This is a genomic window from Streptacidiphilus monticola, assembly GCF_042658505.1.
Taxonomy (GTDB): domain Bacteria; phylum Actinomycetota; class Actinomycetes; order Streptomycetales; family Streptomycetaceae; genus Streptacidiphilus; species Streptacidiphilus monticola.
Genome location: NZ_JBHSQJ010000173.1, coordinates 1 through 21,573, shown reverse-complemented (window position 1 = coordinate 21,573; position 21,573 = coordinate 1). Strand labels below are relative to the sequence as shown.

The 21,573-nt window shown below is 70.6% G+C and carries 16 protein-coding genes; 7 read left to right on the top strand and 9 right to left on the bottom strand.

The window, feature by feature from the left end; all coding sequences use genetic code 11:
- Positions 1-66: 66 nt before the first annotated feature.
- Positions 67-714 carry an ANTAR domain-containing response regulator gene (locus ACFP3V_RS30435; RefSeq protein ID WP_380590602.1) on the top strand — a complete coding sequence of 216 codons (648 nt, stop codon included), beginning with the start codon at positions 67-69 and terminating at the stop codon, positions 712-714.
- 83 nt (positions 715-797) lie between these two features.
- Here the strand turns inward: ACFP3V_RS30435 and ACFP3V_RS30430 are convergent, their stop codons facing one another.
- From ACFP3V_RS30430 to ACFP3V_RS30405, 6 genes are all read right to left on the bottom strand, one after another.
- On the bottom strand, positions 798-1,514 hold the full coding sequence (locus ACFP3V_RS30430; RefSeq protein WP_380590599.1) for an ABC transporter ATP-binding protein: 717 nt from the start codon (positions 1,512-1,514) through the stop codon (positions 798-800).
- Complete coding sequence (locus tag ACFP3V_RS30425; protein WP_380590596.1) at positions 1,511-2,323, bottom strand: ABC transporter ATP-binding protein; 813 nt, start codon at positions 2,321-2,323, stop codon at positions 1,511-1,513. Before ACFP3V_RS30425 ends, ACFP3V_RS30430 begins: the two co-directional genes overlap by 4 nt.
- Before the next feature lie 9 nt (positions 2,324-2,332).
- Positions 2,333-4,108 carry a branched-chain amino acid ABC transporter permease gene (locus tag ACFP3V_RS30420; protein WP_380590593.1) on the bottom strand — a complete coding sequence of 592 codons (1,776 nt, stop codon included), beginning with the start codon at positions 4,106-4,108 and terminating at the stop codon, positions 2,333-2,335.
- Positions 4,109-4,112: 4 nt separating this feature from the next.
- Positions 4,113-5,042, bottom strand: a complete 930-nt coding sequence (locus ACFP3V_RS30415; RefSeq protein ID WP_380590590.1) for a branched-chain amino acid ABC transporter permease — start codon at positions 5,040-5,042, stop codon at positions 4,113-4,115.
- Between the two features lie 108 nt (positions 5,043-5,150).
- Positions 5,151-6,380 carry a branched-chain amino acid ABC transporter substrate-binding protein gene (locus ACFP3V_RS30410; protein ID WP_380590587.1) on the bottom strand — a complete coding sequence of 410 codons (1,230 nt, stop codon included), beginning with the start codon at positions 6,378-6,380 and terminating at the stop codon, positions 5,151-5,153.
- Positions 6,381-7,348: 968 nt separating this feature from the next.
- Complete coding sequence (locus ACFP3V_RS30405; RefSeq protein WP_380590585.1) at positions 7,349-7,789, bottom strand: PaaI family thioesterase; 441 nt, start codon at positions 7,787-7,789, stop codon at positions 7,349-7,351.
- A gap of 144 nt (positions 7,790-7,933) precedes the next feature.
- On the opposite strand from ACFP3V_RS30405, the gene polA reads away from it, so the two are divergent.
- The gene (gene polA, locus ACFP3V_RS30400) at positions 7,934-10,681 is read left to right on the top strand and encodes a DNA polymerase I (RefSeq protein WP_380590582.1); all 2,748 of its coding nucleotides are present in this window, start codon (positions 7,934-7,936) and stop codon (positions 10,679-10,681) included.
- A 145-nt stretch (positions 10,682-10,826) separates the two neighbouring features.
- Positions 10,827-11,546, top strand: a complete 720-nt coding sequence (locus tag ACFP3V_RS30395) for a hypothetical protein (protein WP_380590579.1) — start codon at positions 10,827-10,829, stop codon at positions 11,544-11,546.
- Here ACFP3V_RS30395 and ACFP3V_RS30390 read toward each other — a convergent pair.
- Positions 11,539-12,381, bottom strand: coding sequence for a class I SAM-dependent methyltransferase (locus tag ACFP3V_RS30390; protein WP_380590576.1), 843 nt, complete (start codon positions 12,379-12,381; stop codon positions 11,539-11,541). The two genes, ACFP3V_RS30395 and ACFP3V_RS30390, sit on opposite strands and share 8 nt — an antisense overlap.
- Positions 12,382-12,705: 324 nt before the next feature.
- Here ACFP3V_RS30390 and rpsA point away from each other — a divergent pair, with 324 nt between their 5' ends.
- The 3 genes from rpsA (at position 12,706) to coaE (ending at position 17,221) form a co-directional block, all read left to right on the top strand.
- Positions 12,706-14,193, top strand: coding sequence for a 30S ribosomal protein S1 (gene rpsA / locus ACFP3V_RS30385; RefSeq protein WP_380590573.1), 1,488 nt, complete (start codon positions 12,706-12,708; stop codon positions 14,191-14,193).
- Between the two features lie 329 nt (positions 14,194-14,522).
- Positions 14,523-16,616, top strand: coding sequence for an MMPL family transporter (locus ACFP3V_RS30380; protein WP_380590570.1), 2,094 nt, complete (start codon positions 14,523-14,525; stop codon positions 16,614-16,616).
- 5 nt (positions 16,617-16,621) lie between these two features.
- Positions 16,622-17,221 carry a dephospho-CoA kinase gene (gene coaE, locus ACFP3V_RS30375; protein ID WP_380590567.1) on the top strand — a complete coding sequence of 200 codons (600 nt, stop codon included), beginning with the start codon at positions 16,622-16,624 and terminating at the stop codon, positions 17,219-17,221.
- A 135-nt stretch (positions 17,222-17,356) separates the two neighbouring features.
- On the opposite strand, the gene treZ is transcribed toward coaE, so the two are convergent.
- Both treZ and ACFP3V_RS30365 read right to left on the bottom strand, forming a co-directional pair.
- On the bottom strand, positions 17,357-19,105 hold the full coding sequence (gene treZ, locus ACFP3V_RS30370; RefSeq protein WP_380590564.1) for a malto-oligosyltrehalose trehalohydrolase: 1,749 nt from the start codon (positions 19,103-19,105) through the stop codon (positions 17,357-17,359).
- Between the two features lie 101 nt (positions 19,106-19,206).
- Complete coding sequence (locus ACFP3V_RS30365) at positions 19,207-19,806, bottom strand: TetR/AcrR family transcriptional regulator (protein WP_380590561.1); 600 nt, start codon at positions 19,804-19,806, stop codon at positions 19,207-19,209.
- 136 nt (positions 19,807-19,942) lie between these two features.
- On the opposite strand from ACFP3V_RS30365, the gene ACFP3V_RS30360 reads away from it, so the two are divergent.
- The gene (locus ACFP3V_RS30360) at positions 19,943-21,496 is read left to right on the top strand and encodes an APC family permease (protein ID WP_380590558.1); all 1,554 of its coding nucleotides are present in this window, start codon (positions 19,943-19,945) and stop codon (positions 21,494-21,496) included.
- Positions 21,497-21,573: the final 77 nt, after the last annotated feature.

The window sequence follows — 21,573 nt, the reverse complement described above, 5'->3', positions numbered from 1 at the left end:
GTAGGACGGCAGACGTGCAGCTAGGTAGGCTTTCATCCGAACGCCCCCGCAGCAACCAGGAGCATCGTGACCGCCGCCGATGAGCAGCCCGAGCAGCATGTACCGCCGCAGACGACTCGAGTGGTCATCGCCGAGGACGAGGCGCTGATCCGCCTCGACCTCAAGGAGATGCTCGAGGAGGAGGGCTACACCGTCGTCGGCGAGGCCGGGGACGGCGAGACGGCGGTGAAGCTGGCCACGGAGCTGAAGCCGGACCTGGTCATCCTGGACGTGAAGATGCCCGTCCTGGACGGGCTCTCCGCCGCCGAGCAGATCCACGAGGCGCACATCGCGCCCGTCCTCATGCTGACCGCCTTCTCGCAGCGCGAGCTCGTGGACCGCGCCCGCGACGCGGGGGCGATGGCGTACATCGTGAAGCCGTTCAACAAGGCAGACCTCGTCCCCGCCATCGAGATGGCCGTCAGCCGGTACAGCGAGATGCGGGCGCTCGAGGACGAGATCGCCGACCTCAACCTCCGCCTGGAGACCCGCAAGCTGGTCGACCGGGCGAAGAGCGTGCTGCAGACCAAGTTCGGGCTGTCCGAGCCGGCCGCGTTCCGGTGGATCCAGAAGACCTCCATGGACCGCCGGATGACGATGAAGGCCGTCGCCGAGGCGGTCATCGAGGAGGGCCAGGCGCAGGACGCCAAGAAGAAGGCCGCCGAGGAGAAGTAGCGGCCACAGTCTGCAAANCCCCGACCGCCGAAGCGGTCGGGGCCCTTTGACGTGACGTCAGGTCTGGGCAGCAGGGCGTGGCGTCAGTCCTCGCCCAGGTACGCCTTCCGGACGGACTCGTCCACCAGCAGGTCCTGGCCCGTGCCGCTGAGGACGACCCGCCCGACCTCCATCACGTGGCCCTGGTCGGCCAGGGAGAGGGCCGCCTGCGCGTTCTGCTCGACGAGCAGGATCGTGGTCCCGGCCGCCTTCAGTTCCGCGATGGTGGCCATGATCTTCTGCATCATGATCGGGGACAGGCCCATGCTGGGCTCGTCCAGCATCAGCAGCTTGGGCTGGGACATCAGCGCCCGTCCCATGGCCAGCATCTGCTGCTCGCCGCCGGAGAGCGTGCCCGCCGCCTGCTTCCTGCGCTCGCCGAGGATCGGGAACAGGTCGTAGGCGCGCTGCACGTCGGACTGGATCCCTGCCGCGTCCTTCCGGAGGAAGGCGCCGAGGAGCAGGTTCTCCTCGATGGTCATCCGGGCGAAGATGCGCCGGCCCTCGGGGGAGTGGGCGAGGCCGAGGCTCACGATGTCGTGGGCGGGGCGGCCGTCGATCCGCTTGCCGTCGAAGGTGATGGTGCCGGCGGTCGGCCGCAGCAGTCCGGAAAGGGTGCGCAGGGTGGTGGTCTTGCCGGCGCCGTTGGTGCCGATCAGGGTGACGACCTCGCCCTGCTCGATGGAGAACGAGATGCCCTTGACGGCCTCGATCTTGCCGTAGGAGACGCGGAGGTCCTTGACCTCGAGAAGGGGGGTCACTGGTTCTCCTCGTAGGGGGTACCGAGGTAGGCGGCGATGACGCGTTCGTCGCCCTGGACGGTGGCGGCGTCGCCCTCGACCAGCTTCTGGCCCTGGACGAGGACCGCGACGCGGTCGCAGAGGTTGAAGATGAACCGCATGTCGTGCTCGATGACGAGCACGGCCACGCCGCGGTCGCGGATGGCGAAGACCAACTCCTCGGTGGCGCGGGTCTCCTGGGGGTTCATGCCGGCGGTGGGCTCGTCCAGCAGCAGCAGGCCGGGCTCGCTGGCGAGGGCGCGGGCGATCTCCAGCTTGCGCTGCTCGCCGTAGGGGAGGTTCCGGGCGAGGTGCTCGGCCTTGCCGGCGAGTCCGACGAACTCCAGGTACTCCATGGCCTTGGCGCGGGACTCGGCCTCCTCGCGGCGGTAGCCGGGGCCGCGCAGGATGGCGGAGATGATGCCTTCCTTGGTGCGGGTGTGCCGGCCGACGAGGACGTTCTCCAGGACCGTCATGTTGTGGAAGAGACGGATGTTCTGGAAGGTGCGGGCCATGCCGGCCTGGGTGACCTTGAAGGGCTTGGGCGGCAGGATCTGGCCGCGGTAGCTGACCTGGCCCTCGGTGGGGACGTAGAGGCCGGTCAGGCAGTTGAAGAAGGTGGTCTTGCCGGCGCCGTTGGGGCCGATCAGGCCGATGATCTCGCCCTGGTTGACGGTCAGCGAGACGTTGTTGACGGCGGTGAGGCCGCCGAAGCGCATGATGACGTCGCGGGCTTCGAGCAGGGCGGTGCCGCTGGCGGTGGGGGCGGCGGTGGTCTCGGAGATGCTCATGATGGTGTGTCACGCCCCCGTCTTGGACAGTGCGTCGGGGCCGACGGTCTCGTTGGGCAGGGCCTCGGTCTCGTGGAACTCCAGCTGCCGGCGCCGGCTGGCGATGATGCCCTCGGGGCGGAAGCGCATGAAGAGGATCAGCGCGAGGCCGAAGAAGAGCAGCTGGTTGCTCTGCAGGAAGGTCAGCTTGGCCTGCAGCAGGTAGAACAGGGAGGCGCCGACGATGGGTCCGGCGACCGTGCCCATGCCGCCGATGACGACCGCGGCGAGCAGGAAGGCGGAGTTGGGCGGGGTGGAGCCGGCGAAGACGAAGGGGTCGGGGACCACGGAGAAGTTCACGTGGGCCATGACGCTTCCGGCGAGGCCGGCCAGGGTGGCGCCGAGGGCGAAGGCGAGGAGCTTGAAGCGGAAGCCGTTGATGCCCATGGCGGTGGCGGCGATCTCGTCCTCGCGGATGGCGATCCAGGCGCGTCCGATGCGGGAGTTGGCGCTGCGGCTGAAGACCAGCACGATGATCGCCATGATGACCAGCATCAGCTCGAAGTAGTTGGCGAAGCGCCCGAGGGTGATCCCGCCGATGTCGTGGGCCTTGCCCATGTCGAAGCCGAGGATGTTGAGGTCGGGGATGTTGACGATGCCGTCGGGGCCGTTGGTGATCTTCGGGCCGGAGGTGCCGTCCAGGTTCTGCACGACGATGCGGAAGATCTCACCGAAGCCGAGGGTGACGATCGCGAGGTAGTCGCCGCGGACGCGGAGCGTGGGTGCGCCGAGCAGGACGCCGGCGATGCCGGAGACGGCGGCGCCGGTCAACGCGGCTGCCCAGAACGGGAACTGGACGTGGATCGAGGAGGTCGCGGCTCCGGATACCAGGGCGGCGGTGTAGGCGCCGACGCCGAGGAAGGCGACGTACCCGAGGTCGAGCAGGCCGGCGAGTCCGACGACGACGTTGAGGCCGAGAGCGGTGGCGCCGAAGATCAGGATGTTGACGCCCAGGGTGGCGTTGGCGTCGTTGCTCTGGGTGAACGGGAAGATCGCGGCGGCGACGAAGGCGCCGATGGCGGCGAGTGCCCGGTGACGGCTGATCAGGTCCCTGATCAGGGTGCCGATTCCGGAGCGGTTGAGCGCCCAGATGCCGAAGGCGACGACGATCAGGAAGCCGACGAAGAGCTCGCCGTACGAGGTGTCGATGCCGTAGGTGAACAGCGCGAGCGCGACGACCAGCAGCACCACCACCAGGAGCCATTCGACCGGCGCCGGAAGGGACTTGGCGTGGACAGCGGGGCGGCTGCCGGGGTAGCGGAGCACGCGCTGGACGGCGTTGCCCTCGGGGGCGCTGTCGCGGGGCAGGCCGAGCGCGCCGATGAGGGCGATGACGGTGGCGATGCCCGCGATCCAGCCGCCGGCCGTGAGGTTGGCCAGGCCGCCGAGTTCGGCGGCGATGGCGATGAGGGTGTACCAGGTGGTGGCCAGCGCGCCGAGGGCGAGGATGACGGTGGCGCCGTCGGCGCGGCCGCGCAGGACCGGCTTTCCGCCGAGGGCGAGACCGGCGGCCGCTCCGCCGGCGACCAGCAGACCGGCCGCGAAGGTGAGCCACTGCAGCCCGCCCGGGTAGCCGGTGACGGTGAGGTCACCGGGGAAGTCGCTGCTGTAGGTCCAGGACAGGAAGGCGCTCACCGCGGTGAGGACACCGCCGGTGAGGGTGATCGCGCGTGCGGCCGTCGCCGGCAGCGGGATCGCGGGGCGGACCGCCGGGGAGGTGGTGGGGGTGGCGAGGGTGTCGGTCATGTGGTCACGCCCTGTCCGCGACGCGTTCGCCCAGCAGGCCCTGCGGCCTGACCATGAGCACCAGGATGAGGATGACGAAGGCCCAGACGGTGGACCAGCTGTTGCTGCCGAACTGCTCCATGCCGGGGATGTTCTTGATGTAGGCGGCGGCCAGGGTCTGCGCGAGGCCGAGGACGACGCCGCCGAGCATGGCGCCGTAGATGTTGCCGATGCCGCCGAGGACGGCCGCGGTGAAGGCGTAGAGGCCGTTGAGGAAGCCCATGAAGGGGTCGATCTGGCCGTAGCGCAGGCCGTGGGCGACTCCGGCGACGGCGGCGAAGGTGGCGCCGAGGGCGAAGGCGATGACGATGACGCGGTCGGTGTCGATGCCCATGAGCTTGGCGGTGTCCGGGTCCTGCGCGGTGGCCTGCATGGCGCGGCCGGTGCGGGTGGAGCGAACGAAGTAGGCCAGGAAGAGCATGGAGACCAGGGCCGCGACGACGACGAAGATGTCCGCGGGCTGGATCAGCACGGAGCCCAGGTGGTACGGGCCGCCGCCGAACTGGGGGAAGACCCGCGGCGACTTGGCCTTGGGGTAGAAGCCCCAGACGAGTTGCTGCAGGACGATGGAGAGCCCGATGGCGGTGATCAGGGGGGCCAGGCGCGGTGCGTTGCGCAGCGGCCGGTAGGCGAAGCGCTCGGCGATGACGGCGATGGCGGTGGCGGTGATGATGCCACCGAGCAGCATGAGGGGCAGGGCGACCCAGAGCGAGGTACCGGAGCCGAGGCCCAGGTAGACGGTGAGCGCTCCGAAGGCGCCGGTCATGAAGATCTCGCCGTGGGCGAAGTTGATGAGCTGGACGATGCCGTAGACCATCGTGTAGCCGACGGCGATCAGTCCGTAGGTGGCGCCGAGGAATAGGCCGTTGGCCAGGTTTTGCGGCAGTTCGTGCACCGCAGGCCTCCGTGGTGTAGGGGCTCCGGTCGGGCCCGGATGTGGAGCCGCGCAGGGGCGCAGGGTTCTCGGCGCGCCCCCGCGCGGCGGGAGTTACGGGGTGTCAGATCAGCCGGAGAAGGTGCCGGTCTTGACGGTGGTCCACTTGCCACCCTTGACGCCGTAGACGGTGAGCTGCTTGTTGGTGGCGTCGCCGAACTCGTCGAAGGAGACGGTGCCGGTCACGCCCTGGAAGTTGACGTTCTGGACGGCGGCCTCGACGTCGGAGCGGCTCGGGGTCTTGCCGCCGTTCTTGGCGACGACGGCCTTGACGGCCTCGATGATCGCCCAGGCCGAGTCGTAGGAGTAGCCGCCGTAGGCCGCGTACGGGTCGGAGTAGCCCGCGGCCTTGTAGTCGGCGATGAACTTCTTGGCCGAGTCGAGGGTCTCGACCGGGGCGCCGACGGAGGTGGCGAAGTCACCCTCGGCGGCCTTGCCGGCGAGCTGGATGTACGTCGGGTCGTACATGCCGTCGCCGCCGATCAGCGGGATGTTGACGCCGGCGGCCTTGAGCTGCTTGGTCAGCGGGCCGGAGTCCGGGTACTCGCCGCCGAAGTAGACGAAGTCGGCGCCGGAGCTCTTGATCGCGGTGACCGTGGAGGAGAAGTCGTTGGCGCCGCTGGTGACGTGGTCCTCACCGACGACCTTGCCGCCGAGCTTGGTGAACTCGCCCTTGAAGGTGCTGACCAGGCCGACGCCGTAGGTGAGCTTGTTGTCGACCAGGAAGACCTTCTTCTTGCCCAGGTCGTTGTACGCGTACTGCGCGGCGAAGGGGCCCTGGATCGCGTCCGTGGTGGCGGTGCGGAAGTAGGACTTGAACTGGCGCACCTTCTTGCCCGTGGCCCAGTCGGGGCCCTGGGTGAGCTGCGGGTTGGTGTTGGCGGGGGAGATCTCGACGAGGTTGGCGTCGTTGAAGATCTTCTGCATGCCCACGGCCACACCGGAGTTGAGGGGGCCGACGACGCCGACGACGTTCTGGTCGGCGACCAGGGTGGTGGCGTTCTGCTGGCCCTGCTGCGGCGACTTCTTGTCGTCGAGCGCCTCGATCTTGAAGGTGACCCCGGGGACCTCCTTGGTGCTGTTGGCCGTACGGACGGCGAGGTCCACCGAGTTCTTGATGCCCAGGCCGAGGGCCGAGAGCGAACCGGTCAGCGGCGCGTCGACGCCGATGGTGACGGTGGTGTTGGAGCCGCTGCCGCCGCTCCCGTTGCTGCTGCTCGCACGGGAGCCGCAGGCGGTGAGGGTGAGCGCGCCGGTCACGGCAATGGCGGAGACGGCGAGCAGAGAACGATTACGCACGTTCAGTCCTTTCCTCTGGATCGAGGGTCGAACCGCGCGCAGGCCCCGACCTGACGTACCGATAGCGCGGTGACTGGCGGTGACTGTATTCCCCTGTCGGCGCGCTCGGCAGAGACCGCCGCGATTGTGTGATGCGGTTGTTATGACCTGAGGAAGATTTGAGGCTGCCCACGGGCTGCTTATCTGCAAACTCCGCCGGTCAGCGCGGATGGCCCGGTGGGCACAGGGTGGTGAGGGCCCGGTGGAGGTCGTGTGCGTACCGGTCGCCCGGGATTTCGCTCACCGTCTGGATTGCGCGTGTGTTACGGAATGTTACGTCGATAAATGGTAGGACGTCTTCCGTCGGCACCCTCGAACAGTCGTCGACTTTCGGGTGTATGCGGAGAACCTGTGCCACCCCGGGTCTCAGTGTCACGGGGAGTCCGGGAATGAGAGAAAACGTCATTCCCGGGTAAGGCTGAGTCACGCCTGTGACCGTTACCGGCCGTGTGTCCCGGTCGGTCAATTGCAGCAGCAGGGCGAACCGCGGACCCTCGGGGGCGAGTGAGCCGTAGGTGCCCAGGTACGAGGCGGCCACCACCTGTCCGGGCCATGGGGCGGGCGGCTGCGGCCGGGGCCGCGTCGCGTCCCACGTCAGCGCCCCGGCCAGGACCGCGAGCAGCGAGCCGGCCGCCGACAGCAGCAGCCACCGTCGGCGCCGCCGCGGAACGGCGCGCCAACGCGCGGCCGCCCGGCGCTCCCACCGGCTCGGACCGGACTCGTGCACCACCAGGGGGATCGGCGCCTCCGACGCCGCTTGGGACTCCTGACCGGACGTCAGCTCCAGGCCGCTCACCCCGCCGGAGGGCGGCTCCGGCGGGGGCGGCTGCGGGCGTCTCCGTCCGGTCATCGCTGTGCACCTCCCGACGGCAGCGCTCTGCCCCCGCCGCAGGTGCGCCAAACGCCCGCGCGAGGGGGCCGGCAGCCGCTCAGACGTCGCGCAGCGCGCAGGTGAGGCGGCAGCTGGTGATCCGCTTGCCCTGGTCGTCGGTGACCGCGATCTCGTAGGTGGCGGCGGTGCGGCCGCGGAAGACGGCCGTGGCCACGCCGGTGACCAGGCCCGAGGTGGCCGAGCGGTGGTGGGTTGCGTTGAGGTCCACGCCGACCGCGTAGCGGCCGGGGCCGGCGTGCAGCATCGCGCCGACGGAGCCGAGGGTCTCGGCGAGCGCGGCGGAGGCGCCGCCGTGGAGCAGGCCGTAGGGCTGCTGGTTGCCCTCCACCGGCATGGTGCCGACCACCCGCTCCGGGGAGGCCTCGACGATCGTGATGCCGAGCTTCTCGCCCAGGTGCCCGCCGGAGAACGTCTCGGCGGTCACGCCGAACTTGGCGAAGTGGTCCAGTACGTCCTGCGGGACCTTCAACTCGGTCATGGTGCTCCCGACATCGTCGTCTCGTGATCACAACTCTGCGGCGATCGTACGTGGCGGCCCGGCGGGCCCGACTTGTCGGTCCCGAGCCATAGGATTTCGGTGACCCCGGGAGACCAGCCAGGCAAGAGGAGACGGGTGGCACTGATGGCAGGCACGAAGGACACGACCAAGGGCAGCGGGCGGCCGCGGCTGCTGCTGCTCGACGGCCACTCCATGGCCTACCGGGCCTTCTACGCCTTCCCGGTGGAGAACTTCAACACCAGCACCGGCCAGCCCACCAACGCGGTCTACGGCTTCACCTCGATGCTGGCCAACATCCTCCGCGACGAGCAGCCCACCCACTTCGCCGTCGCCTTCGACGTCTCGCGCAAGACCTTCCGGGCCGACATCTACCCCGAGTACAAGGCCACCCGCTCCGCCTCCCCGGACGGCTTCCGCGGCCAGGTCGAGCTGGTGGGCGAGATCCTCGACGCGATGCGTGTGCCGCACCTGCGCTCCGCCGAGTACGAGGCGGACGACATCATCGCCACGCTGGCCACCCGCGCCGTCGCCGAGGGCTTCGAGGTCCTCATCCTCACCGGCGACCGGGACTCGCTCCAACTCGTCGACGAGAACACCACCGTGCTCTATCCGAGCAAGGGCGTCTCGGAGATGACGCGGTACACGCCGCAGGCCGTCTTCGACAAGTACGGAGTCACCCCCGCCCAGTACCCCGACCTCGCGGCGCTGCGTGGCGACCCCTCGGACAACCTGCCCGGCATCCCCGGCGTCGGCGAGAAGACGGCCGCGAAGTGGATCGCCCAGTACGGTTCCTTCGACGAACTGGTCGCCCACGCCGACGAGGTGAAGGGCAAGATCGGCGAGAAGCTCCGGGCCGGCCTTGAGGACGTCAAGCGCAACCACGAGCTCACCCAGCTGGTCCGCACCGTCGAACTGCCCGTCAACTCCCTTGAGGAGCTGGTGCGTCAGCCCTACGACACGCAGGCCACCGTGCTGCTGCTGGACGCTCTGGAGTTCCGCAACCAGCAGCTGCGGGACCGGCTGTTCGCGGTGGACCCGGGCGCGGGCGGTGAGACCGGCGTCGTCGTCGCCGAGGGGCCCGCCGTCGAGATCTCCGGCACGCGGCTCACCGAGGAGGGCGGCCTGAGCGACTGGCTGGCCCAACACGCGAGCGGCGCGGGCCTGGTGGGCCTGGCCGCCGACTACAGCTGGGCGCTCGGCAGCGGCGTCGTCAACGCCGTGGCGCTGGCCACCGGCACGGGCGAAGCGGTCTGGATCGATCCGGTCATCCTGCCCGAGAAGGACGAGCGGGCCTTCGCCGCCTGGCTGGCCGACCCGCGGCGGCCCAAGGCCCTGCACATCGCCAAGCAGGTGCAGCGGGCCTTCGCCGAGCACGGCTGGTCGGTGGACGGCATCGTCTCCGACACCGCGCTCGCCGCCTACCTCGAGAAGCCCGGCCGCCGCACCTTCGGCCTCGACGTGCTCGCCGAGGAGTACCTGGGCCGCAGCCTGGACACCTCCGGCGCGGCCGCCTCCGGCCAGCTCGCGTTCGGCGAGGACGCGGACGAGGAGGCCCAGGCCGCCGCCGAGCACCTGATGCTCTCCGCGCGCACGGTGCTCGACCTGAGCGAGGCCTTCGAGCAGCGGCTCGCCACGGACGGCAGCGCGCTCACCCTGATGCGGGACGTCGAACTCCCCCTCGCCGCACTGCTCGCGCGGATGGAGCGCACCGGCATCGCGGCCGACCGGGAGTGGCTGGCCCAGCTGGAGATCCAGTTCGGCGCCGCCGTGCAGCAGGCCGTGAAGGAGGCCCACCACGCGGTGGGCCACGAGTTCAACCTCGGCTCGCCCAAGCAGCTGCAGGAGATCCTCTTCAACGAGCTGGGCCTGCCCAAGACCAAGAAGATCAAGACCGGTTACACCACGGACGCCGACGCGCTCACCTGGCTGGCCGCCCAGACCACGCACGAGCTGCCGGTCATCCTGCTGCGCCACCGCGACCAGACGCGGCTGCGCACCACCGTCGAGGGCCTGATCAAGACGGTCGCCCCGGACGGCCGGATCCACACGACGTTCAATCAGATGGTCGCCGCCACCGGCAGGTTGAGCTCCCAGGACCCCAACCTGCAGAACATCCCGATCCGCACCGACGAGGGCCGCATGATCCGCCGCGCCTTCATGGTGGGCGAGGGCTACGAGACGCTGCTGACGGCCGACTACAGCCAGATCGAACTGCGTGTCATGGCCCACCTGTCCGAGGACGCGGGCCTGATCGCCGCCTTCACCAGCGGCGAGGACCTGCACACGACCGTCGGCTCCTACGTCTTCGGCGTCCAGCCGGAGCGCGTGGACGCGGAGATGCGGCGCAAGGTCAAGGCCATGTCCTACGGCCTGGCCTACGGGCTCTCGGCGTTCGGCCTGTCGCAGCAGCTGGGCATCGACGCAGGCGAGGCCCGGCGGCTGATGGACACCTATTTCGAGCGCTTCGGCGGCGTCCGGGACTACCTGCAGCGGGTGGTGGACGAGGCCCGCGTGACCGGCTACACCGAGACCCTGCTCGGCCGCCGCCGCTACCTGCCCGACCTGACCAGCGACAACCGCCAACGGCGGGAGATGGCTGAGCGGATGGCGCTGAACGCCCCCATCCAGGGCTCGGCGGCGGACATCGTCAAGATCGCGATGCTGAAGGTCGACGAGGCGATCCGCGGGGCGGGCCTGCGGTCCCGGATGCTGCTCCAGGTGCACGACGAGATCGTGCTGGAGGTGGCCCCCGGCGAGCGCGAGCGGGTGGAGAGGATCGTCCGTGAGGAGATGGCGTCCGCGTACCCGCTGCGCGCGCCCTTGGACGTGTCGGTGGGGGCCGGCCCGAACTGGGAGATCGCGGGGCACTGAGCTGTGAGTGGCGGACCCAGCCCACCACCCCCAGAGGTCCGGCCCGTGTGCGGGTGGTGAGCTGGTCACGCGCTCCTCGCGCCCCGGAAGGGGCCGGGGCGGAGAATCGTCGATAGGCGAACCACCTCCGTCGAAGGAGGCCCGTATGAGCCTTCGTCAGCACCGGACGGTCCGCGCGGCAGCAGCCGGCGCCACCGTCGTCGCCCTCGGTCTCGTCGGGGCCGCCTGCAGCAGCGGCGGGTCCACGAACAACGCCGTGATCGGCAGCTCCACCTCGGCCGCCTCGTCCAGTCCGGCCGTGATCAGCCAGCAGCAACTGCAGTCCGCCCTGCTCACCGCGGGCGACCTGCAGTCGCCGTACTCGCCCGCGCCCAGCGACACCTCGTCGCCGAGCACCGTCCAGGGCTGCACCGAGATGCAGAACCTCGGCGGGGCGAGCGGGCTGACCAAGGCCGACGCCTCCTTCCAGGCCAGCGACAACGGCCCCTTCGTGGAGGAACACCTCGGCGCAGGTCCGGCCGCCACTCTGGACGCCGCCTACACCAAGGCCGCCCACGCGCTGCAGGACTGCAGCCGCCTGACCATCACCTCCGGCCAGGTCCGGGTGACCCTCACGCTCACCCCCGTCAACGCCGGCGGCGGTGTGGCCTCCACGGCCAAGCGGATGGACGGCAGCTACCAGGGCGTCGCGATCAACGGGTACGTCGCGCTGACCAAGCTGCAGAACGCGGCGATGCTGTTCACCTTCATCCAGGTCGGCAGCACCTCGTCGCAGCAGGCGAACGCCTTCTACCAGCAGGCCGTGACCAAGGCGGACCAGACGCTCAACGGCAGCGGCTCGTCCACCCCGGCCACGCTCAGCTGACCCGCACCGACACGAAGATCGCCGTCCCGGGGAAGTGCGCGCCGCGCAGTGGGGACCAGCCGCCCCACTCCTGCGTCAGCCACGAGGGCCACTCCGGCTCGACGACGTCGAGCAGGGCGAAACCCGCCGCCGACAGCTCGCGCACGCGGTCGCCCAGGGTGCGGTGGTGCTCGACGTAGACGGCCCGGCCGTCCTCGTCCTGCTCCACATAAGGGGTCCGGTCGAAGTACGAGGAGGAGGCCGTCAGCCCTTCGGGGCCCGGCTCGTCGGGGAAGGCCCAGCGGATCGGGTGGGTGACCGAGAAGACCCAGCGCCCGCCCGGCCGCAGCACCCGGGCCGCCTCCCGCATCAGCCGCGCCGAGTCCGCGACGAAGGGGACCGCCCCGTAGGCGGAGCAGACCAGGTCGAAGCTGCCGTCCCGGAACGGCAGCACGGTCGCGTCCGCCTCCACCAGGGGGACCGGCACCCCACCCCTGGCCTCGTCGATGCGCCGCGCGTGCTGGAGTTGACGGTGCGACAGGTCCAGCGCCACCGGCAGCGCGCCCTGAGCCGCGAGCCAGCGCGAGCACTGCGCGGCCCCCGCGCCGATCTCCAGGATCCGTTTGCCGCGCAGCTCCGCGGTCGGGCCGAGCAGTTGGGCGTCGCCCTCGTCCAGGCCCTCGGGGCACCAGGTGAAGCGGTCGTCGCCGAGGAAGGCACCGTGCTCCTGCTGGTACTCGTCCGCGTTGCGGTCCCACCAGCCGCGGTTGGCCCGCACGGTCTCGCCGGTACCGGCCGGCCGGCGCACCGCCTCGGCGTCGTCGTCGGCGGTGCCGGGGGTCTCGTCATCGATCATCTCGGCGGTAGCGTAACCTGTTGGCCGTGGCCTTCGAGGGTCGCCGGAGACGGTCCGGGCGGCGGGTCGGGCTGGGGCATTTGTCCCGTTCGGGCGCCGGAATACCGCATTGACCGGGCATGGCAGTCCCCGTATGCTACAAGTTGCGCTGCGGGCCTGCGCGCCTCGGACGGAGCAGGTCGCGCTCGCATCTGTTGAAGACCCCACAGCCGCAGTCGGCCCGCTTGGCGTGCCGCTTCTGCTGTCCGGTCCTTGGTGGAGCGACACGGGCCCCCGGCGTGGTAGTACCTACGACTTCATGTCCGTACCGGAGCCCCTTTCCTAATGACGAGCAGCACCGAGGCCATCACCACTCCGCAGGTTGCGGTCAACGACATCGGCGACGCCGAGGCCTTCCTCGCCGCGATCGACGAGACCATCAAGTACTTCAACGATGGTGACATCGTCGAAGGCACCATCGTGAAGGTTGACCGTGACGAGGTGCTCCTCGACATCGGTTACAAGACCGAGGGCGTCATCCCGTCCCGCGAGCTGTCCATCAAGCACGACGTCGACCCGCACGAGGTCGTCGCCGTCGGCGACAGCATCGAGGCCCTGGTCCTCCAGAAGGAGGACAAGGAGGGTCGCCTGATCCTGTCCAAGAAGCGCGCCCAGTACGAGCGCGCCTGGGGCACGATCGAGAAGATCAAGGACGAGGACGGCATCGTCACCGGTACCGTCATCGAGGTCGTCAAGGGTGGTCTCATCCTCGACATCGGCCTCCGCGGCTTCCTCCCGGCCTCCCTGGTCGAGATGCGTCGCGTCCGCGACCTGCAGCCGTACGTCGGCAAGGAGCTCGAGGCCAAGATCATCGAGCTGGACAAGAACCGCAACAACGTGGTCCTGTCCCGCCGTGCCTGGCTCGAGCAGACCCAGTCCGAGGTCCGTCAGACCTTCCTCACGACCCTGCAGAAGGGTCAGGTCCGCTCCGGTGTGGTCTCCTCGATCGTCAACTTCGGTGCCTTCGTGGACCTGGGTGGCGTCGACGGTCTGGTCCACGTCTCCGAGCTGTCCTGGAAGCACATCGACCACCCGTCCGAGGTCGTCGAGGTCGGCCAGGAGGTCACGGTCGAGGTCCTCGACGTCGACATGGACCGCGAGCGCGTCTCCCTGTCGCTGAAGGCGACCCAGGAGGACCCGTGGCAGCAGTTCGCCCGGACCCACCAGATCGGTCAGGTCGTCCCGGGTAAGGTCACCAAGCTGGTTCCGTTCGGTGCGTTCGTCCGCGTGGACGAGGGCATCGAGGGCCTGGTCCACATCTCCGAGCTGGCCGAGCGCCACGTCGAGATCCCGGAGCAGGTCGTCCAGGTCGGCGACGAGATCTTCGTCAAGGTCATCGACATCGACCTCGAGCGTCGTCGCATCAGCCTCTCGCTGAAGCAGGCCAACGAGTCCTTCGGCGCGGACCCGTCCGCCGTCGAGTTCGACCCGACCCTGTACGGCATGGCTGCCTCCTACGACGACCAGGGCAACTACATCTACCCGGAGGGCTTCGACCCCGAGGCGAACGACTGGCTGCCCGGCTACGAGAAGCAGCGTGAGGAGTGGGAGCGCCAGTACGCCGAGGCGCAGGCCCGCTTCGAGCAGCACCAGGCCCAGGTCATCAAGAGCCGCGAGGCCGACGCCCAGGCTGCGGCCGAGGGCGACGCCCAGGCTGCCGAGGCCGTGTCCGGTGGCTCGTACTCCTCCAGCAGCGACGAGACCTCGGGCGCCCTGGCGACCGACGAGGCCCTCGCCGCCCTGCGCGAGAAGCTGGCCGGCGGCCAGAGCTGAACTCACGCAGTGTGAGAGCTGACTGAGAAAGGCCCCCTCCGGGAATCACGGGGAGGGGGCCTTTTGTCATACATGTCCGTATCAGTGCTGGTAGTTGACGTCTCGTCGGAAGTTCCCGGGTAAGGCAGTTCTTGATATGGCGTAGGACATAAGTCCGAAACCTTCCGATCACGGCGATTTCAGGTCACAGTTGGTTCTCGAATGCACCGCTGCACCACCTGACGCAAGGCCCGTACATGCACCGCTTCTCTACGCGCGTCGGCGGACCCTTCGCCGCTGTAGGCAGGTTCTGTTTCCGCCACCGACGCGTCGTTCTCGGCCTCTGGGCCTTGTTCATCGCCATCGGACTGGTCTTCGGTACCAAGGTCTTCGACACGGCCGCCCCCTCCGCGCGGGCGGCCGGTTCCGAATCCGCCACCGGCAGCGCGCTGTTGGCCTCGGTCAACCCCTCCGCGCACACGGTCGTCGCCCTGGTCGACGGCCAGTCGCTGAACAGCGCGCAGGTGCAGCAGGCCGTCACCAAGGCCGTCACGGGCCTGGAGAGGACCGACGGCGTCGCGAGCGTCGCCGGGCCCTACAGCGCGGGCGGCACCGCACTGCGGTCCACCGACGGCACGGCCGGGCTGGTCGAGGTGCAGCTGAGCAAGGACTCGGCGCTGAGCCAAGTGGAGGCGAAGCTCCAGGCCATCGCCGACGACGCGAAGGGCACGGCGGTGCACCTCGGCGGCGAGATGGTGCTCGACTCGCAGGTGCAGCAGCAGACCCGGTCCGACACCGAGCGCGGCGAGTACCTGACCCTGCCGCTGACCCTGGTCGTGATGGTGCTGATCTTCGGCGGCTTCCTGGCCGCGGGGCTGCCGCTGATCGGCGCGGTCGGCTCGGTCGCGGGTGCGCTGCTGGCGCTGCTCGGCTTCTCCCGGATCATGCCGATGGACACCAGCGTGCTGCCGATCACGACGGTCCTGGGGCTCGGACTGTCCATCGACTACGCCCTGCTGGTCGTCAACCGCTTCCGGGAGGAGCGGGCGCAGGGTGCGACGGTCGAGCAGGCCATCGAACGGACCAGCGCGACGGCCGGGCGCACCATCGCCTTCTCCGCGCTGACCGTGGCCGCCGCGCTGTCCGGGCTTTTCGTCTTCGTCAGCCCCATCTTCCGGGCGGTGGGCGCGGCCGGCGTCAGCGTCGTGGTGATCACCGTGCTCTCCGGGCTCACCCTGGTGCCCGCGCTGCTCGGGGTGGTCGGGCACCGGCTCAAGCCGCCCAAGCGCGGCGTCAGCGACGACGGCGTCTTCTCACGGACCGTCAAACGAGTGCAGAAGCGCGCACTTCCGGTCGCCCTGGCCGTGACCGCGGTACTGGTCGCCCTGGCCGCGCCGTTCATCGGCGCGCATGCCCAGAGTGCGACGTCGCAGCAGTTGCCCACCTCCTTCAGCAGCCGCGCGGTGGCGGACGCGATCGACAAGAAGTTTCCCGCGCAGCAGTCCGCGGACGTCACGGTGGTGGTCCAGGGCACCCTCGCGCAGGCCGACGGCTACGCCCAGCAGGTCACCAGGCTCCCTGGCGTCTCCTCGGCGGAGGCGGCCGCGGCAGGGGGCGGGCTGAGCACCGTGTCGGTCTCCGTGGACGGCAGCTCGCAGGGGACGACCGCGCAGCACGTGGTCGACGAACTGCGCGCCGACCGGGGCGGGTTGACGACATGGGTGACCGGCAGCGCGGCCGAGGTGGTGGACTTCAAGCACGAGGTGCTCACCCGCGGACCGTGGGCGCTCGGCCTGATGGTCGCCGCCACCTTCCTGCTCCTGTTCATGATGACCGGGTCGTTGGTGGTGCCGGTCAAGGCGCTGGTGATGAACCTGCTGTCGATCGGCTCGGCGCTGGGCGTGCTGACGCTGGTGTTCCAGTACGGGTGGTTCAGCTCGGTGCTCGGGTTCACGCCGACCGGTGGCCTGGAGTCGTGGATCCCGGTCCTGGTGGTGGCGTTCGCCTTCGGGCTCTCCATGGACTACGAGGTCTTCCTGCTGTCCCGGATCAAGGAACTGCACGACGAGGGCCACGCCTGCCGTCCCGCCGTGCAGTTGGGGGTGCAGCGCAGCGGACGCATCATCACCTCGGCGGCGCTGCTGATGGTCATCGTGTTCGCGGGCTTCTCGTCGGGGTCGATGCTGCAGATCAAGGAGATCGGCATCGCCCTGTCGGTGGCCGTCTTCGTGGACGCGACGCTGGTGCGGATGCTGCTGGTGCCCGCGGCCATGTCGCTGTTCGGGGCGGGCAACTGGTGGGCGCCGGGCTGGCTGGCCCGGCTGCACCGGCGGATCGGGCTGAGCGAGCACGTGACGCTGCCGCCGATCATCAGGCCCCCGGTGCAGCTGGTGAAGCTGCCGCGACCGCGCACGCGGCCGGCGTCGGACGTTCCAGTAGCCTGACGCGCATGCTGACAGTGGGGTTGACCGGCGGGATCGGCGCGGGCAAGAGCGAGGTCTCCCGCCGGCTGGCGGAGCACGGCGCGGTGATCATCGACTCTGACCTGATCGCGCGGGAGGTCGTGGAACCGGGAACGCGAGGTCTCGCGGAGGTCGTGGCGGCGTTCGGTGAGGGCGTGCTGCGGCCCGACGGTTCACTGGACCGCCCGGCGCTCGGCGCGATCGTCTTCGGCGACGCGGACAAGCTGGCGGTGCTGAACGGGATCGTCCACCCCCTGGTGCGGCAGCGGAGTGCGGAACTCCAGGCGGCCGCCGGGCCGGAGGCGGTCGTGGTCAACGACGTGCCGCTGCTGGTGGAGAACGGCCTCCAGGGTCTTTACGAGGTGGTGGTGGTCGTCGACGCCTCGGACGAGACGCGGGTACGGCGGCTGGTCGGGATCCGCGGCATGACCGAGGACGAGGCCCGCGCGAGGATGGCCGCCCAGGCCACGCGCGAGCAGCGGCTCGCGGTGGCGGACTACGTCATCGACAACGACGGCCCGCTGGACGCCTTGGATCGACAGGTCGACTCCCTCTGGCACGAGCTGAGCCTCCGCGCGGCGCGCTAGCCGCCCCCCGCCAGGGGCGCGAGGACGTGCGCGACCGGCCCACCACCCAGGGAGGTCCGTCCCCGTCTGCGGGTCGGACCTCCCCGGGGGTTGGGCCGGCCGCGCCGTTCCCCGCGCCCCTGGGGGAGGTGCAACTCAGGCGGTCAGCAGCAGTGCCACTCCGTGCGGGGGGAGGAGAAGCGAGTCCTCGGCGCGGGCTGGGGGTTCGGGGTAGGCGGCCAGCGGGTGGCCGGGCGCCGCAGGAACCTTGCGGGGTTGCGGGGCGAGGTTCAGCGCCGCCTGGAGGCGTCCGCGGCGGACCGTGATCCAGCGTTCGTCCTCGTCGAAGACGACCTCCGCCGGGCCGGAGGCGTGCTCGCGGCGCAGCCGCAACAGCAGGCGGTGCCACTCCAGCAGGGAGGCGTGGGGCTCCCGTTCGCGCTCGTCCCACCGCAGCGTCGAGCGCTCCACCGTCGCCGGGTCCTGCGGGTCCGGAACCTCGACGTCCGGCGCCGTGGCGAACTCCCGGCGGCGCCCCTCCCGCACCGCCTGGGCCAGCGCCGGGTCCTGATGGTCCGTGAAGTACTGCCAGGGGGTGGACGCGCCCCACTCCTCGCCCATGAAGAGCATCGGGGTGAACGGCGACACGGCCACCAGCGCGGCCGCGCCTGCCAGTTGGGCGGGGGAGAGGGCCGCCGACAGGCGGTCGCCCTGGGCGCGGTTGCCGATCTGGTCGTGGGTCTGGGTGTAGCCGAGCAGCCGGTGCAGCGGGGTGCGCGCCGGGTCGAGGGGGCGGCCGTGGTGGCGGCCGCGGACCGTGGACCAGGTGCCGTTGTGGAAGAAGCCCTCGGTCAGCGTCTTGGCGACGGCGGCGAGCGGGGCCACCGCGAAGTCGCCGTAGTAGGAGCCGGACTCGCCGGTGAAGGCGGCGTGCAGGGCGTGGTGGAAGTCGTCGCTCCACTGGCCGGCGAGGCCGAGACCGCCCGACTCCCGTGAGGTGATCGTGCGTGGGTCGTTGAGGTCGGACTCGGCGATCAGGAACAGCGGGCGGCCGATCCGGGCGGCGAGCCGGTCCACCGACTCGGCCAGCTCCTCCAGGAAGGGCTTGGCCCGCATGTCCGCCAGCGCGTGCACGGCGTCCAGGCGCAGCCCGTCCAGGTGGTAGTCGCGCAGCCAGGCCAGCGCGCTGCCGAGGAAGTAGGCGCGGACCTCGTCGGAGCCGTGGTCGTCCAGGTTGATCGCCGCGCCCCAGGGGGTGTGGTGGCGGTCGGTGAAGTACGGCCCGAAGCGGGGCAGGTAGTTGCCCGACGGCCCCAGATGGTTGTGCACGACGTCGAGGACGACGCCGATCCCGAGCGCGTGCGCGGTGTCGACGAAGCGCTTGAGGCCTTCGGGGCCGCCGTAGGGCTCGTGCACGGCCCAGGGGGCGACGCCGTCGTAGCCCCAGCCGTGGCGCCCGGGGAAGGGGCAGACGGGCATCAACTCGACGTGGGTGACCCCCAGTTCCAGCAGGTGGGGCAGGCGCTCGGCGGCTGCGTCGAAGGTGCGCCCGGGGGTGAAGGTGCCGACGTGCAGTTCGTAGAGCACGGCTCCGGGCAGCGGGCGTCCGGGCCAGTCGTGGTCGGTCCAGCGGAAGGCCCGGTGGTCGACGAGCTGTGACGCGCCGTCAGGGCCGTCCGGCTGGCGGCGGCTGCGTGGATCGGGCAGCAGCGTCTCCTCGCCGTCCAGGCGGAAGCCGTAGCGGGCGTCCGGACGGACGGCGGGCAGGTCCGCCAGCCACCAGCCGGTGCGGTCCGGATCGCGGGCCATGGTGTGGACGGTGCTGTCCACGACGACGTCCACCCGCTCCCGGGCATGGGGCGCCCAGACGGAGAAGCGGTGCGGCGGCTGGACGGTTGACGTCATGTCAGGGGCTCCCGGCGGTCATCGGCAGGTGTACCGGTCTGTCTACCTACCCGGCCGCGCTGCCCCGGTACCGTCCGCGGGCCTGCGGCCCTCCGGTTGCACTACCGGGGGTCCAGGCCGAGTTCCCGCTCCAGGGCCGCGTCCACCCACTCGGCCAGCCGGGCGCCGGGGAGGTTGCCGGGGTAGGCGGTGGCCTGGACGGCCAGGCCGTCCAGCAGGGCGGTGAGCCGCCAGGCCGCCTCGGCGGGGTCGGCGACGCTGAACTCGCCCGCGGCGACGCCCGCTTCGATGACCTCGGCGATGGCCTGCTTCCAGGCCCGGTCCAGTTCCGCCGCGACCTCGCGCAGCTCGGCATCGCGCAGGGCGGCCGCCCAGCCCTCGATCCACAGGCGCCAGCCCTTGGCCTCGCCGGTGGGGGCGTACCAGCGGACGGCGGCGCGCAGCCGGGCCAGGGCGCTGTCCGGGGCGGCGAGCAGCGCGCGCAGGTGGGCCAGGTCGGCCTCGGCGGCGTGCGCGTAGGCGGCGGCGACCAGCTTCTCCTTGCTGGCGAAGTGGTAGACGACCAGGGCGTTGCTGACGCCCAACTCCTGTGCCACGTCCGCGATCCGCAACGCGGCCAGGCCGCGGGCCTCGATCTGGGACACCGCCGCGCGCAGGATCTCCTCGCGCCGCGCCTCCACGGTCAACCGCACTCTCGCCACGGCGGCAAGACTATCCGGCTGCCCCTGCCCGGAGTGCGCCCGGAGTATTGACAGGCCGGTGTGGCCGGGGCCACAGTGCCCACTACTAACTGCATGTTCAGTTAATAGTCGTCCGCCGCTCGAAGGAGAGTCGCGCATGGCCGAAACCCCCACCCACGCCTCCGCCCCGGTCCCCGCGCCGGCCCCCGAAGGGCCCGGCCTCGACGGCGGCTGGAGCGAGCAACGCGGCCGGCTGCGCAAGGATCTGCGCCGCACCGACCTGCTGTTCTTCCTGATCTGCACCGTCGTCGGACTCGACACCATCGGGTCGGTCGCCGCCCAGGGGCCGCAGGGACTGAGCTGGATGGTGATCCTGGCCCTGGTCTTCTTCCTCCCCTACGGCCTGCTGGTGTCCGAACTCGGCTCCGCGTTCCCGGTCCAGGGCGGCCCGTACGTGTGGACCCGGCTCGCCTTCGGCCGCTTCGTCGCCGGACTCAACCAGGTCCTGTACTGGATCTCCAATCCCGTGTGGGTCGGCGGCACGCTGTGCGTGATCGCACTGGCCACCTGGGAGCAGTTCTTCACCCCGCTGCCCGGGCTGTGGCGCTACGTCGCCGGGCTCGCCTTCATCTGGGCCGGGGTGCTGGCCGTGCTGCTCGCCGTGCGGCTCGGCAAGTGGGTCCCCATCGCCGGTGCCGTCGCCCGGATCGTGCTGCTCGGCTTCTTCCTGGTGTCGGTGGCCGTCTACGCCGCCCGGCACGGCGTGCACGGGCTGACGGCCCACGACTTCACGCCCACCTATGCCGGGTTCGTCGGCCTGGTCCCCGTGCTGATCTTCAACTACGTCGGCTTCGAACTCCCCAGCGCGGCGGCGGAGGAGATGCGCGACCCGCGCCGGGACATCCCGCTGTCCATCCTGCGCTCGGGTCTCGCGTCCTTCGTGCTCTACGGCGGACCGGTGCTCGGCATCCTCTTCGTGCTCCCGGCCAGGCAGATCGGCAGCCTCGGCGGGTTCATCGACGCCTGCAAGGCCGTCTTCACGGTCTACGGCGGCAACGTCGCGGCCGACGGCACCGTGACGCTGACCGGCGCGGGCAGCGTGCTCGGCGCGATCGCGGCCCTCGGCCTGATCGTCGGCCTGCTCACCAGCGGCGTCAGCTGGGCCATGGGCGGCGACCGCGGCCAGGCCGTCGCCTGCGCGGACGGCGCGGGTCCCGCCTGGCTCGGCGTCATCGACGAGAAGCGCGGCACGCCGGTGCGGGTCAACGTCCTCTCGGGAGTGCTGGCCTCGCTGCTGATGGTCGCGGCGCTCAACCTGACGCACGGCAACAGCGAGAAGTACTTCGCCGCCGGACTCGGACTGGCGATCTCGACGACGTTCGTCTCCTACGTGGTGACCTTCCCGGCGCTGGTGGTCCTGCGACGGAAGTTCCCCGACGCCCCCCGGCCCTACCGGGTCCCCGGCGGGACGGCGGGTGCGTGGGCGGTGACGGTCCTGACGACGGGTCTGGTCGCGTTCACCGTCGCGGACTTGATCTGGCCGGGCCTCGGCGTCGGCTGGTTCGGCACGGCGGGCAACCCCGCGGACTCGCTGCCCACCAGTTTCGCCGGCGAGCGGCTGCAGTACACCCTCTCGCAGGTGGTGCCGCTGCTCGCCTTCCTGCTGGTCGGCTGCGCCTTCTACGCGTCGGGCCGCCGCGGGCGCCGGTAGGCGCCCTCAGGGGCGCGAGGATCCCGCACCCACCCCCGGCCTTCGGCCGGGGGTGCCCCCACGGCGGGAGGCGCCCC